The organism is Nocardioides marmoribigeumensis, assembly GCF_031458325.1.
GTDB classification, from domain to species: Bacteria; Actinomycetota; Actinomycetes; order Propionibacteriales; family Nocardioidaceae; genus Marmoricola_A; species Marmoricola_A marmoribigeumensis.
On record NZ_JAVDYG010000001.1, the window covers coordinates 258883 to 272395 of the forward strand.

Below are 13513 nucleotides of genomic sequence, written 5' to 3' on the forward strand. Positions count from 1 at the left end.
GGGGAAGGGGTCAGTCGTCGAGGACCTGGACCTTGCCGGTGTTGCCGTCGACGCGGATCACCTGGCCGGTCTTGATGGTCTTGGTGCCGAAGGCCGTGCCGGTGACGGCAGGCAGCCCGTACTCGCGGCAGACGATGGCGGCGTGGCTCATCATGCCGCCGACGTCGGTGACGGTCGCCTTGATCTTCCCGAACACCGGCGCCCACGACGGGGCGGTCAGCGGGGCGACGAGGATCTCGCCGTCCTCGATCTCGGAGATCTGGTCGGCGGAGAAGATCACCCGCGCGGGGCCCTCGACCAGTCCGGGCGAGGCCGCGAAGCCGCTCAGCGAGCCGTCGGCCGACTCGTCGCCGGAGCTCAGCCACGCCGACACGGAGTCGGAGGTGATGCCCCACAGCATGACGGTGAACGGCTCGGTGACGACCTCCGGCGGGATGCCGAGGGCCGGCGGGGCCGACCACTGCTTGAGCGCGTCGTGGATGCCGTGGCGGCGCTCGATCTCGGCGGGCCAGCGACCGGGGCCGGCGGGCTTGGTGCCGACCGCCCAGGCCGAGTAGAGGTCGAACAGGACGTCGGAGAGCTCGGCCCGCTTGAACATGAAGACGTCCTCGACCTCGGCGATGAAGCCGGCCTCCACGAGCACGTTGCCGAGGTCGCGCATCTTGCGCCAGATCACCGAGTGCGCCCAGTGCTCGACGTAGAAGTTGTGGTTCTCCACGTAGGGGAACACCGTGCGGGACAGGCCCAGCTTGGCGTCGAAGGCCTCGCGGTCCTCGTCGGAGTCGAGGAGCTCGCGGTACTCCCCCACGACCCGGTCACGCTCGACGTGCAGCGCTGCGACCGGGCGGTTGAGGTCGACGCCCTCCTTGACCTTGACGATGTAGTCGGCGATGTAGCCCAGCGGGACCTCGACGTTCTCGATCCAGATCTTGTCGGAGTGATAGAAACCCGAGCCCGTCGAGAAGTTGAACCACGGCTCGGCAGCCTTCTCCCACTCCGCGATCCAGGCGGCGCCGACCTCGTCGCTGGCGAGCTTCTCGAAGGTCTGCTCGATCGCGCCGACGTCGAAGCGGTCGTCGACGCCCGAGCTGACCGCGAGCCGGGCGAGGCGCTTGAGCTCGTCGTCGGGACGGAAGAGGTCGACGTCGACCCCGGCGACCATCTTGGCGATCGCCAGGTCGGGGATCGAGGGGAACGCCGCCTTACAGAAGCCGAAGAAGTCGAGGTAGGCCGCGTAGCCGAGGTTGAGGAACTCGAAGTGGTACTGCCACAGCGTCAGCGCGTGGTCGAGCAGGCGGTGGTAGGCCGACAGCAGGCGGTTGCCCGACCCCTGGCCCGCACCGGAGGTGATCACCTCGAGCGGCTCGCGCGACGGGAGGCCGGAGAGGTCGAGCGCGCTCAGCTGCTGCACGAGGTCGCGGATCTTGACCAGCCAGTCGTCGTACAGGCTGTCCCAGTTCTGGAAGTAGTGGCCCGCCCGCTCGAGGAACTCCGGCACGCGACCCTCGATCTCCTCCATCGGCGCGGGCACCGGGCTGAGGTAGACGTAGCCGTTGAGGATCCGGAAGTCGACGCCGAGCGCCGGCGGGATGACGTAGTGCCGGGTGTTGTACTGCGAGAGCGACGCGATCGCGAACTCGAACAGCGTGGTGTCCCACGGCGTCAGCGCCTCCGGCCAGTGCACGCCGTCGTGAAACCAGAAGCCGCCGTCCTCGTAGTCGCGACGCGACTCGGTGAACAGCGAGGAGTAGCTGTAGAGCTCCTCCCAGCCCTCCGCGCCCGGAGGTGTCTGGATGTCGTACGGGCTGTCGAAACGGTCGGCCATGGTCATTCCTTTGTGTGACAGGGAGGTGGAGTGGATCCCGCCCGAGCGGGTCGGTGCCTGACGGTGACGTGCGCCGTCAGGCGGGCTGGGACCCCTTCCGTGCGTAGAGAGGGTTCACGAGCGTGTCGACGATGGAGGCCATCGAGTCGGCCTTGGCGTGGACGCCGCGGCTCTTCTTGCTCCAGACCGTCTCGGGGCGTGCCTGCAGGAGCACGACGTTCTCGCCGTCGGGCAGGTCCGCGTCGACGGCCCACTCGATGTCCTGCGGGCAGCAGTAGTGCTTCTCGGCCTGGCGCGCCATGCGGGCGATCGCCACGATCTCCTCGTCGGTGAGCGAGGGCGCATGCACCTGGTCCTCCGGAAGCTCGACGAGGTCGACCTTCGGGAGACCACCGTCGACGCCGTCGACCAGGAGGTGCGCGTGGGTCTTGGGGCTGAGCGTGCGGCGGTTGATCGTCCACATCACCTTGTCCACCAGGAAGTTGTCGGGCGTGACGTCCCCGGAGACGACGCCCTCGCCGAATCCCCAGGCGGAGTCGATGCAGATGCCCGAGCGGTCGCCGTTGGTCGGGTCGAGCGTGAAGGCCACGCCCGCCGATCGGGGGCGCACCATCTTCTGCACGGCCACAGCCATGTCGACCTGGGCGTGGTCGTAGCCCATCTGGTTGCGGTAGGCGATCGCGCGCTCGGTGTAGAGGCTCGCCCAGCAGGCCTTGATCCGGTCGAGCACGTCGTCGATCCCGACGACCCAGAGGTAGGTGTCGTGCTCGCCCGCGAAGGACGCGTCGGGCGAGTCCTCGGCGGTGGCCGAGGAGCGGACGGCGACGGGCACCTGGTCGAGGCCGCTCAGCGTGCACAGGTCGTCGTACATCCGGCGGATGCAGTTCTCGTGACGCTCGGGGATCTCCCAGGAGAGCACGATTTCGCGGGCCGCCTCGGCGCCGACCTTGAGCGCCGCCTGGTCCTCGGGGTGGATGTGCGCCACCAGCTCGTTGAGGCGCGGCATGAGGCCGCTCGCCTCCTTGGCGTCGGCGAACACCTCGGTCAGCACGGCGAAGCCGGGCGGCACGGGCATGCCGGCCTGGCTCATCGTGGCGAGCGACGCGCACTTGCCGCCGACCTTGGTGTGCTGCTCGGAGGCGAGGCTGCCGAAGACGACAGCGGTCACGGAGTCGGTCATCACTGCGGTCACTCCTGGAATCGGGCGTCGTTGGTGGGCGGGAGGGCGTCGAGGTCGGGGACGGAGACCTCCTGCACCCGGTTGCGGTAGAGCACCAGGGCCGTGTGACCGCCGGAGAGCAGGCGCACGCGGACGAACTCGGTGTTGAACGGCTCGCCCGGGTCGTAGCCCATGGCGAGCGTGGCGAAGGCGCGGATCGGGCCGGAGTGGGTGGCGACCACGACGCTGCGGGCCTGCGTGTTCTCGTGTGCCGCGAGGATGCCGCGCCAGAAGCGACGCACGCAGGAGACCGGCGGCTCGAAGTACATCATCGGCATCGTGAGCCAGTGCGTGATCGGGTCGCCGCCGCCCTGCTGGATGCCCCAGAACCGGTCGACGTCGACCAGCCAGCCGGGACGCTCGCCGAGGCCGAGGCGCTCGTACTTCTCCATCTCGCGGTGGTAGAGCCGGAACGCGCTGGTCACGTCGCGCGGACCGGCGGGCGTGGCCACCTCGAAGTTGCGGAAGTCCGGGCTGTCGTGGAGCTCGCCGATCTCGGCGTCGCGGCCGAAGAGCCGGAGGTTGTCCAGCAGTCCACGGCGCAGGTGCTCGCCGGTCTGACGGGCGCGGTTGGTGGGGGCGCTGAGCAGTGCGACCTTGTGGCCGTCCGCCACCCGACGGGCCAGCTCCTGACCACGGCGGTGCGCCTGCCACGAGCCGAGCGGGGTGAGGCCGGACTCCGAGGAGTAGCCCTGCGTCTCGCCGTGGCGGACGAGGTAGATGTCGCAGTCGACGTCGGCCAGCTGGTCGCGCCGCTCGGGGACGACCTCCTTGGTGCGGGTGACGTCGGCCCAGGCGCGGGTCGCGGAGATGACGTTGCCGTCGTACTCGATCGTCTCCTCGCGGTGCGCGCGCTCGCGGAACCGGCGGAGGTAGAGCGGCACGCTCTCGTCGGGGGCGTCCTCGGGCGTGGCCTCCGGGGTCGTCTCCGGCGCCGGGGCGTTGCGCCGACGGGCCTGGTGGCGGGAGAGGTACGCCGGGGCGTCCGGCCGCTCGGTGCGCGGGAGGTTCGCGGACTGCGACTGCGGGGACTCGGTCGACTCGGGTGCGTCGGAGTGCGTCTCGATGGTCATCGCGCCGGCCTCAGCTGTGCACCGTGAGGAACTGCTGGTTGACGACGCCGTCGTAGTAGAACATCGCGCGTCCCATCTCGGCCTCGGTCCAGGTGATCGGCTCGGAGCCCGGGTCCACCCAGTAGCCACCGGTGAACATCTCGTTGCGGTTGCCGACCGGGTCGAAGAAGTAGAGGCACTGACCGCGGGTGGCGCCGTGCCGCGTGGGGTTCGTCTCCATGTGCACGCCGTGGTAGACGCAGGCGTCGGCGGCGTTGCGCAGGTCGTTCCACCCGTCCACCCAGTAGGCGAAGTGGTGCAGACCCCGGTTGGGTCCGGTGATGAAGGCGATGTCGTGCGAGCGGTGCGAGACCTCGAGCCAGCTGGCGATCTGGAAGCCGTCGTCGCCCATCACCTGCTCGGTGAGGCGGAAGTCGAGGTGCTCGATGAGGAAGCGGGTGTTGGTGTCGACCTCCTCGGCGGTGAGGAAGACGTGGTCGACGCGCGGCGGCGCGATGCCGACCAGGCCCATCGGACGCGGCGGCGGGTTGGTCTGCGGCAGCAGGTTGCCGACCTGCTGCATGCCGTAGACCAGCTCCATCTCGTGGCCGCTGGGGAGCTCGAAGCGGATCGCCGTGCCGTGCCCGGGTGCCCACTCGTCAGCCAGATAGCGACGTACGGCGACGCCGGCCGCCTCGAGCCGCTGCTGGTAGTGGTCGAGGTCGCCCTCGTCGGTCACCTTGAACCCGAAGTGGTTGACGCCGTGCGTGGGCTCCAGCGTGAGGACCACGCTGTGGTGCTGGTGCTCGTCCCAGCACTTGAGGAAGACCCGGGAGGAGTCACGGCCGGTCTCGACCATGCCGATCACCTCCTCGTAGTAGGCCGTGGCCAGCTCGAGGTCGGGGACGCGGAGCTCGATGTGGGACATGCGCAGGATGGTCATCAGGTGTGCACTCTCAGGAAGCGGTCGTTGACCTCGCCCTCGTAGTAGAAGACGGCGCGGCCGATGTTGTCCTCGGTCCAGGTGACGGTCGGGAAGTCGGGATCGGGTCGGTAGCCACCGGTGAACACCTCGTTGCGGGTGCCCAGCGGGTCGAAGAAGTAGATGGTCGAGCCGCGGGTGATGCCGTGGCGGGTGGGACCCACGTCGAGCTGGATCCCGTTGTAGGCAAGGACGTCCGCGGCGTCGCGCACGTCGTCCCAGTCGTCGAGCCAGAAGGCGAAGTGGTGCAGGCCTCCGTTGGGCCCCTGCACGATCGCGAGGTCGTGCGGCGAGTGGGAGCGCTCCAGCCAGGTGCCGAGCTGGTGCCCGTTGCCGTCGAGGAGCTGCTCGGTGATGCGGAAGCCGAGCACGTCCATGAAGAAGCGGGTGGACTCGCCGACCTCCTCCGCGTTGATCAGCATGTGGTCCATGCGCGGCGGGGCGATGAAGTCGCGCGGGAAGGGCTGGTCGTCGCTGGCCTTGTCGGGGAGGTGGCGCGGCTTGGTGGTGCCGACCTTCTCCACGTCGGCGACGAGCTCCATCACGTGGCCGCTCGGGGTGAAGAAGCGGATCGACTCGCCCTGGCCCAGGGACTCGCCCTTGCCGAGGCGCTCGACCGGGAACCCGTAGCGGGTCACCTTGTCCTCGAGCTCGGCGAGGTCGTCCTCGTGGTGGACCTTGAACGACATGAGGTCCATACCCATGCGCGGGGCGTAGCGCAGCCGCAGCGAGTGGTGGTCCTCCTCGTCCCAGCACTTGAGGTAGACGCTGTCCTCGGTCAGGGCGGTGATCTCCATGCCCATCACGCCGGTGTAGTAGGCGGTCGCGAGGTCGAGGTCGGTGACCGTGACGTCGACGTGGCCGAGGCGGAGGACGCCGCGCGGCCGGCCGATGCTGGTGGCGCGGCCCGCCTGGCGCGAGTCGGAGGGGTCGCGACGGGGGGTCCCGTCGGGCGGGGCCCACGGGGCGGTGACCCGGCGGGTGCCTGCCGGGGTGCCCTCGGCGAGGTCGACGTGGGCGCCGCCCTCGCTGTCAGGCCCGCCGAGTGGGGCTGTGACGCCGTTCACAGATGTCATGCAACGGACGTTAGGCCGGGGGTCCACGCCTGCCCATAGCCCGTTCCGCCATGCAGAACAGAAGGTGGCGCTGTTCGCTCCAGCGGGACAGGCTGGGGTCATGGACGCGCAGGCACCGACCGGCCCCGAGGGGATGCGGCAGCTCGTGCGCGACTACGTCTGGACGGTCCACGCGACGTACCTCGACCACGTCAAGCACCTGCCACCGGGCGTGCGCGCGACCCTCCCCCTGGTCGCCGCCGACCAGCTGACCGTGGCGGCCGCGGCGGCCCGTCGTCTGCACCTCGTCGCGGTGACGACCCCGCTGCCCGCCGGCGCTCCGCACGAGGTCGCGATCACCGACGAGCACGGTGGGACGTCCTGGACGACCCGCTTCTACGACCCGACCGTCCTGCCCGCGCTGGGCGTCCTGGGCGACGACTCCCCCGCCGACGTACGACGGGTGCTCGGCGTCGCCGGCACCGTCTACCACCTGACCGTCGAGCCGGGCGGCGGACTGGACGCGCACCACGCGCAGCACACCGGTGTCGCGCTGGCCAACCAGCACGCGCGGACCGTGCGCCAGCTCGAGCGGCTGCGGGTGCTGCTCCCCCACCGGACCGGACTCGTCGACGAGCTCGGCACCTGCGCCGCGCTCGGCCTCGACCACGCCGCAGCACTCCTCGGCCGAGAGCTCGCCGGGATCGAGCCGGAGCCAGGCACGTCCGCCGCCGACGTGCTGGACGCGGTCGTCGCCCGGGTGGGGCGCCGATGACGCGGCCCCTGGCCACCCGGCTCTCCAGCGTCGCGACCGCCGCCCGCATCCTGCGCGAGTTCGACAAGCACAGCACCCAGCTCGGCGTGACCCAGCTGGCCGGCCGGGTCGGGGTGGGGAAGAGCTCGGCGCACCGCGTGATCTGGACCCTGGTCGAGGAGGGCCTGCTGGAGAAGGTCGAGGAGACCGGGCTGTTCCGCCTCACCACGACCATGCGGTCCCTCGGAGCGAGCGCCGAGACCGCGCAGCGCCTGCACGAGGCCGCCACCATCCCGCTCGACCGGCTGCGGGCGCTGACCCCGGGCACGCTCCACATCGCGATCCTCGAAGGTGGCGACGTGCTCTACATCGAGCGCCGCGAGGGCCCGGGCGCGATCCAGCTGTTCCGCTCGGTCGGCGCTCGCAACGCCGCCCACGTGACGTCGAGCGGCAAGGTGCTGCTGGCCTTCCTCCCTCCCGACGAGCAGGAGCGGGCGCTGGCGCGCCTGCGGCTCACGCCCAAGACACCCCGGTCGATCACGTCCCCGCGCGCCTTCGCGACCGAGCTCGCCGCCGTACGACGGCAGGGCTACGCCGAGAACCGCGGCGAGTCCCAGCCCGGCATGTGCTCGATCGCGGCCCCGGTCCGCGACCCGGTCGGCCGGGTCGTCGCATCGGTCTCGGTCGCGGTGTACGTCGAGGACGTGGACGCCGGCCTGCCCCACCTCGCGCGGCCGGTGATCGAGACCGCCACCCACATCTCGTCCGGGCTGGGGTGGAGACCGTGACCGGCGCGTGGGAGCGGGTCTGCCCCGAGGACGACCTGCTCCCCGACCAGCCGCACGGCGTGCTCGTCGGCGACTCGGGCCAGGACCGCGACCGGGTGTGCGTGGTGCGGCCGGCGTCCGGCGAGCCGGTCGCGATGCTGGACCGCTGCCCCCACCGCGACATCGCGCTCTCCGGCGGGATCGTGAAGGACGGACAGCTCGTGTGCCCCGGCCACTTCTGGCGGTTCGACCTGGCCTCGGGACGCTGCACCGACCGTCCGCGCCAGTCGGCCTCGGTCTACCCCACCCGCGTCGTCGACGGCTGGGTCGAGGCCCTCGTGCCCGCCCCGGCAGCGCCCCTGTCCATGCGCGAGCGGCTGCTGGCCGCCGCTGCCACCGCTCCCCCGAGGAGGTCCGCCGTGACCGCTGTCGCCACCAACCCCGAGATCGGCGAGACCGTCTCCGCAGGAGGCATCCGCACCAACCACCACGACGAGGGGTCCGGTTCGCCCGTCCTCCTCGTGCACGGGTCCGGCCCCGGGGTCAGCGCCTACGCCAACTGGCGACTCACCCTCCCCGCCCTCGCGCAGCGGTTCCGCGTCGTCGCCCCGGACGTGCTCGGCTTCGGCTACACGGAGAAGCCGCCCGGGACGTCGTACGACGTGGACACGTGGGTCCACCACCTCGTGGGCTACCTCGACGCGCTGGAGCTAGAGCGGGTCTCCGTGATCGGCAACAGCTTCGGTGGTGCCCTGGCGCTGCACCTGGCCACGCGGCATCCCGAGCGGGTCGATCGGCTGGTGCTCATGGGCAGCGTCGGCACCAGCTTCGACCTCACCCCTGGTCTCGAACGCGTGTGGGGCTTCGAGCCGTCGCTGCCTGCGATGCGCGAGCTGCTCGAGGTCTTCGCCTTCGACACCTCGCTGCTCACCGACGACCTCGCCACCATGCGCCTGCGGGCGGCGACGCGGCCCGGCGTCCACGAGGCCTATCGGAAGATGTTCCCGGCGCCGCGCCAGCGCAGCATCGACGCGCTGGCAGTCGACGAGCAGCTGCTGCGCGAGCTCCCGCACCGCACGCTCGTCGTCCACGGACGCGAGGACCGCGTGATCCCCCTGTCGTCGTCCGAGCGCCTGCGCGAGCTGGTCCTCGACTCACGGCTGCACGTGTTCGACGGCTGCGGCCACTGGGTGCAGATCGAGCACGCGGACATGTTCAACGAGCTGGTGATCGACTTCTTGTCCTGAGTGCCGGCCTCGATGCGCGTGTCGACGGGCTCCTCTCGCGGGTCAGGTAGCCAGGAACCGCAGCAGGTGCCCGGCGACCACGTCGGGCTGCTCCAGCTGGAGGAAGTGGCCCGCGTCGGGGACGAGCACGGCCTCCGCCGGTGGCGCGACGCGCGCCTCGAGGACGACGTGGAAGCGCGGGTCGAGGCAACCGTCCCGGTCGCCGTGCAGGTGCAGCAGGGGCACCACCGGCTCGGCCAGCGCGTCGCGGGTTCCGGCGCTCAGGAGGGCGCGGTAGTAGGAGACCACCGCCCTCGCGTGGGCCCGGTCCGGCACGGCGTCGGCGAGGTGGGCGAGGTCGTCGGTGGCGTCGTACCCCGGTGACCAGTCGGCCCACAGACGCCTGGTGAGGCGGGCGAAGACCCGCTCGCTCACACCGGGGACCTGGTTGAGCGCGATGTACCACGAGTGGAACGGCTGCCGGACGACCGCCGCCGCCCAGGGACCGATGGTCGCCCGGGTCGGGTTCACCCAGGCCAGGGGCGGGACGGCGAGCGTCGCCACCTTGGCGTACGGCGACCGCGGGTCGCCCGCGACCGCGGCGGCCGCGATCGCGCCCCAGTCGTGACCCACGAGCACGGCCCGCTCGTCCCCGTCGTACAGCCGGTGGAAGGCGCGTGCGTCGGCGGCGAGCGCTCGGACCGAGTAGTCGTGGTCCGACGGGATCCCCGACGGCGCGTAGCCACGCAGGAACGGCGCGACGACACGGTGCCCCGCCTCGCCGAGCAACGGCCCGACCCGGCGCCAGGTCCAGGCCGAGTCCGGGAAGCCGTGCAGGGCCACGACGAGCGGGCCCTCGGGCGGTCCCCACTGCAGCGCCCCGACCTGGTGCGTGGGCAGGGCGTCGAGCAGTCGGCTGGTCACGCCCCCAGCCTGCCGCACGACGTCGCGCCGGCCCTCAGACGACGGGGGTGCGCACGCGTCCGGCGACCACCTTCTGGACGGGGACGCCGGTCGACGACGACGCGGCTGCGGCCTCGGACTCCCTGGCCAGGAACGCGCCGAGCTCGCCGATCGTGCTCATCAGGGGCGCAGCGAAGACCACCGTGGTGTTCTTGTCCACGTCTCCGAGCGCCGCCGCGGCCAGGGACTCGCCCTCGGCGTTGATGATCTTGGCCCGCTTCTCGCGCTCGGCCTCGGCCTGCTTGGCCATCGCGCGCTTCATGCCCTCGGGCAGCTGGATGTCCTTGAGCTCGACCAGGGTCACCTCGACACCCCAATCCACGGTGGTCATGTCGAGGATCCGCCTGATGTCCAGGTTGATCCGGTCGGTCTCCGAGAGCGTCTCGTCGAGCGTGTGCTGCCCGACCACCTTGCGCAGCGTGGTCGGGCGATCTGGTCGATGGCGGCCCTGACGTTCTCGACCGCGATCACCGACTTCACCGGGTCGTCCACGCGGAAGTACGCGACCGCGGACACGTCCACGCTGACGTTGTCGCGCGTGATGATCCCCTGCGACTGGATCGGCATCGTGACGATCCGCAGCGAGACCCGGTGCAGCACGTCGACCACCGGGATGATCAGCCGTAGCCCGGGCTCGCGGGTGCCGACGAGACGACCGAGCCGGAACAGCACGCCGCGCTCGTACTGCTTGACGATCCGGACCGCCAGGGAGAGGCCGACCACGACGACGACCAGGAGGGTGGCCAGCGCCCAGCCTGCCGCCGTGCTCATGACGACATGCTCCCCCGGGCGTGCGCGATCAGCTCGGGGGCCGATCGCCGGTTGGTGGGGGCCAGCGCCTCGGCGACCAGCTGCTCGGCGGCGTCCGGCGTGGTCTCCGGCGGGATGACCATGACCTTGAGCTGCTGCTCGCGGGCGAGCTTGAGCAGGACGACGTGGGAGTCGTCGCTGGGGAACGATCCGGTCTTCATCATCCCGCGTCCGACCTGGATGTGACGCGGATGGGTCTGCCAGTCCGGGCGGGAGAACAGCACCCGGCTGACGCGTCCGACCTCGGGCGGGAAGTGGTCGACGAGGTCGGCCAGCTCGGTCTCGAGGTCGTGGGAGTAGGGCCACCACGCGCCGTCCAGAAGGCCGTCCGAGGGGTCGGGGGCCAGGTGGAGACGAAGGGGCCGGGACATGTGGTTCGACGTCGTCATGACGTCCGCCTTCCGACCGGGTCGAGGGAAGGATCCTGATGAGGCTTCCCGACCGGGTGTCACCCTCAGTCTACTCCGGTTTTCGCCTCCGCCCGCTCACACGAGGGCGTACGGCGGCACGTCGGCACGCCCCTGGAACGCGAGGATGGCGGGGTTGAGCACCTTGCCGTCGAGCACCTCGATCGCTCGCCGGACGGTCTCGTCGGCCTCCCAGGACTCGGGTCCCTCGAGCACCCGGCGCAGGAACGGGACGACCGCACTGCTGACCTCCCAGGTCGCCGAGCTCCAGAGGTAGGACGGGCTGTGGTCCACGCCGTAGTACAGGACGTGGTCGCCCACCTCGAAGGTCGGCTCGTCGAAGGTCGTGGGCCGCGCCCAGGAGAACCCCATGCCGAGGTCGCAGGACACGTCGACGATCACGCTGCCGCGCCGGAACCCGGCGAGGTCGTCGGTCCTGAGGTAGACCAAGGGGTGCTCAGGGTCCTGGAGCGTGCAGTTGACGACGACGTCGTTCTCCGCGAGGTACGCCGCCAGCGGCTCGCGGCCGCGCTCGGTGATGACGTGGCTCAGGTGTTCCCCGCCGGGCTCGTGGTCGAGCTGGCGGATCCGCACCGAGTGGATGGGCGCGCCGACTGCGGCGACCCCTCGATGGGTGAGCACCGCGACCTCGTGGATCCCGTGCGCATTGAGGGCCGTGACGGCCCCTCGGGCAGTGGCACCGAACCCGATGACCACGGCGCTGAGGCGCCGTCCGTAGTCCCCGGTGAGGCCGGCCAGCTGGAGCGCGTGGATCACCGAGCAGTAGCCGGCGAGCTCGTTGTTCTTGTGGAACACGTGGAGCCCGACCGCCCCGTCGCGGGTCCAGTGGTTCATCGCCTCGAACGCGATGAGGGTCAGTCGCCGGTCGATCGCGAGCTGGGTGAGCTCGGTGTCCTGCACGCAGTGCGGCCAGCCCCACAGCACCTGCCCGGGCTCCAGGGCCGCCACGTCCTCGAGCTGGGGCTTGGGCAGCAGGACGACGTCGGAGGAGGCCAGCAGCTCCTCACGCGAGGCGAAGCCGGCGACCACGCCCTCCAGCTGGGCGTCGCTCAGGCCGAACCGCTCGGCGTACCCGTGCTCGAGGGTGATCCGCTCGCGCAGGTCGGCGTCGAGGAGCGGCAGGTGATCGGGGTGCAGCGGCAGGCGGCGCTCGTTCTCCTTGGCCGACGACCCGACCACCCCGAGCCGCAGCAGCGTCACCTGCGCTTGTCGTGGTGGAGCTTGTCGGCGAGGCTCTCCGTCGCAGCGGTGGCCTTGTCGCGCTTGTCCGCGCGCTTCTGCTTGAGGGTCTTGTCGGACTTCTTCGATGCGCTCTGCCGCGGCGACTTGTCGCTCATGGGGATCTCTCTGAGAGGAGGGCCTGAACGGCTCCCGTCCCACCACCGTACGCCGCTCGGCTCACCCCAGCAGCGCGGCGACCTCGTCGGACTCCCAGAACGGCTCCAGCTGGGAGCGGACGAGCCGCTCCAGGTCCCCGCCTTCGCGCAGCTCACCGACCACGCCCGGGGCCAGTCGCACGAGGTCGTCGACGACGTCGTCTCTGCTGATCTCGAGCTCGTCGAGCAGCTGGGTGGGTGTGCGGTCACCGAACCGGTCGAAGAAGGCGGCGACGACCACCTCGCCCACCCGTCCCGCGTGCTCGCTCGCCGCCGCGCTGGTCACCAGGTCGTGCCCGGCCGTGACCACCCCGGCCAGCTCCTCCCTGCTGAGGTAGTCCCCCAGCCCCTCCACCGGCTCCTGGGCGACCAGGTCCCAGACCTCCAGGAGCGCCTCGCGGGTGGTGGGGTCGCGCAGCGTCTCGACCAGGATCTTGTTGAGCCGGCGCACGGCGAAGGTCCCGCCCTTGCCGACCGCGCCCCCGACGAGGGCCTCGACCTGCTTGTCCGCAGCGCCCATCGCCCGGCTCGCGGCGCTGGTGCCCAGCGACACCAGCGAGCCCAGCCCCGGGACCTTGCCGGCGACGGCCTTGTTGGCCTGGACGACCTCGCCAACCACACGGCCCATGAAGCGCGTGGCCACGGTGCCGACGAGTGGGCCGTCGCTCAGGCGGTCGAGCGCACGCTCGAGCACCGGGTGCAGGGCGAGCAGCTCGTCGAGCAGGACCTCGACGCGCTCGCGGTGGACGAGCTCGCCCAGCGGGTGCGGCTCAGCCGGTCCTTCGTGCAGCACGTCCGCGGCGAGCTCGACGATCTCCCGCACCGCACTGCTGCCGGGCACCGTCGCGAGGGCGCGCGCCACGATGTCGGTGACCACCGCGCGGTCGACGAGGTCCTCGATGCGGTGCCGTTCCGATGCGGCCAGGAGGCCGGTGGCCAGGTCCCTGACCGTGCCCTCGAGACGGTCGCCGGTCAGCCGGTCGAGGTGGTGACGCACCTGGGCGTCGAGCAGCAGCTGGGCGCGAGGTCGGCTCGGGGTCGCGGTCACGGGGTGAA

13 protein-coding genes and 1 pseudogene are annotated in these 13513 nt (G+C 71.1%); 3 read left to right on the forward strand and 11 right to left on the reverse strand.

Features of this window, described 5'->3' with window-relative positions; all coding sequences use genetic code 11:
- Positions 1-10 precede the first annotated feature (10 nt).
- The 5 genes from J2S63_RS01230 to J2S63_RS01250 form a co-directional block, all read right to left on the reverse strand.
- Complete coding sequence (locus tag J2S63_RS01230) at positions 11-1825, reverse strand: PEP-utilizing enzyme (protein WP_310297538.1); 1815 nt, start codon at positions 1823-1825, stop codon at positions 11-13.
- A 76-nt stretch (positions 1826-1901) separates the two neighbouring features.
- Positions 1902-3005, reverse strand: coding sequence for a PEP/pyruvate-binding domain-containing protein (locus tag J2S63_RS01235; RefSeq protein WP_310297539.1), 1104 nt, complete (start codon positions 3003-3005; stop codon positions 1902-1904).
- Positions 3006-3013: 8 nt separating this feature from the next.
- On the reverse strand, positions 3014-4117 hold the full coding sequence (locus J2S63_RS01240) for a histidine phosphatase family protein (protein WP_310297541.1): 1104 nt from the start codon (positions 4115-4117) through the stop codon (positions 3014-3016).
- Between the two features lie 10 nt (positions 4118-4127).
- Positions 4128-5024: a catechol 2,3-dioxygenase gene (locus tag J2S63_RS01245; RefSeq protein ID WP_310297543.1), complete on the reverse strand. Its 897-nt coding sequence runs from the start codon at positions 5022-5024 to the stop codon at positions 4128-4130.
- Between the two features lie 14 nt (positions 5025-5038).
- Complete coding sequence (locus J2S63_RS01250; RefSeq protein ID WP_310297545.1) at positions 5039-6154, reverse strand: catechol 2,3-dioxygenase; 1116 nt, start codon at positions 6152-6154, stop codon at positions 5039-5041.
- Between the two features lie 100 nt (positions 6155-6254).
- Between J2S63_RS01250 and J2S63_RS01255 the strand changes: the two genes are divergently transcribed.
- From J2S63_RS01255 to J2S63_RS01265, 3 genes are read left to right on the forward strand one after another with little or no spacing between them, the layout of a single operon-like run.
- Positions 6255-6908 carry a hypothetical protein gene (locus J2S63_RS01255; RefSeq protein WP_310297547.1) on the forward strand — a complete coding sequence of 218 codons (654 nt, stop codon included), beginning with the start codon at positions 6255-6257 and terminating at the stop codon, positions 6906-6908.
- Positions 6905-7675 (forward strand): IclR family transcriptional regulator, encoded by a 771-nt coding sequence (locus tag J2S63_RS01260; RefSeq protein WP_310297549.1) that lies wholly within the window; start codon positions 6905-6907, stop codon positions 7673-7675. The genes J2S63_RS01255 and J2S63_RS01260 overlap by 4 nt, the downstream gene beginning before the upstream one ends.
- Positions 7672-8901 (forward strand): alpha/beta fold hydrolase, encoded by a 1230-nt coding sequence (locus tag J2S63_RS01265; RefSeq protein ID WP_310297551.1) that lies wholly within the window; start codon positions 7672-7674, stop codon positions 8899-8901. The genes J2S63_RS01260 and J2S63_RS01265 overlap by 4 nt, the downstream gene beginning before the upstream one ends.
- A 42-nt stretch (positions 8902-8943) precedes the next feature.
- Here the strand turns inward: J2S63_RS01265 and J2S63_RS01270 are convergent, their stop codons facing one another.
- The 6 genes and pseudogenes from J2S63_RS01270 to J2S63_RS01295 form a co-directional block, all read right to left on the reverse strand.
- The gene (locus J2S63_RS01270) at positions 8944-9804 is read right to left on the reverse strand and encodes an alpha/beta fold hydrolase (protein WP_310297554.1); all 861 of its coding nucleotides are present in this window, start codon (positions 9802-9804) and stop codon (positions 8944-8946) included.
- A 34-nt stretch (positions 9805-9838) separates the two neighbouring features.
- Positions 9839-10614, reverse strand: a pseudogene (locus tag J2S63_RS01275) (SPFH domain-containing protein).
- A complete protein-coding gene (locus J2S63_RS01280) occupies positions 10611-11042 on the reverse strand; it encodes a DUF5994 family protein (protein WP_310297556.1) in 432 nt (143 codons plus the stop codon). Before J2S63_RS01280 ends, J2S63_RS01275 begins: the two are co-directional and overlap by 4 nt.
- Positions 11043-11138: 96 nt before the next feature.
- Complete coding sequence (locus J2S63_RS01285) at positions 11139-12281, reverse strand: N(5)-(carboxyethyl)ornithine synthase (protein WP_310297558.1); 1143 nt, start codon at positions 12279-12281, stop codon at positions 11139-11141.
- Entirely contained in the window at positions 12278-12418 is a 141-nt protein-coding gene (locus J2S63_RS01290) for a hypothetical protein (RefSeq protein ID WP_310297561.1), read from the reverse strand. Before J2S63_RS01290 ends, J2S63_RS01285 begins: the two co-directional genes overlap by 4 nt.
- Before the next feature lie 61 nt (positions 12419-12479).
- The gene (locus tag J2S63_RS01295; protein WP_310297563.1) at positions 12480-13505 is read right to left on the reverse strand and encodes a hypothetical protein; all 1026 of its coding nucleotides are present in this window, start codon (positions 13503-13505) and stop codon (positions 12480-12482) included.
- Between the last annotated feature and the right edge of the window lie 8 nt (positions 13506-13513).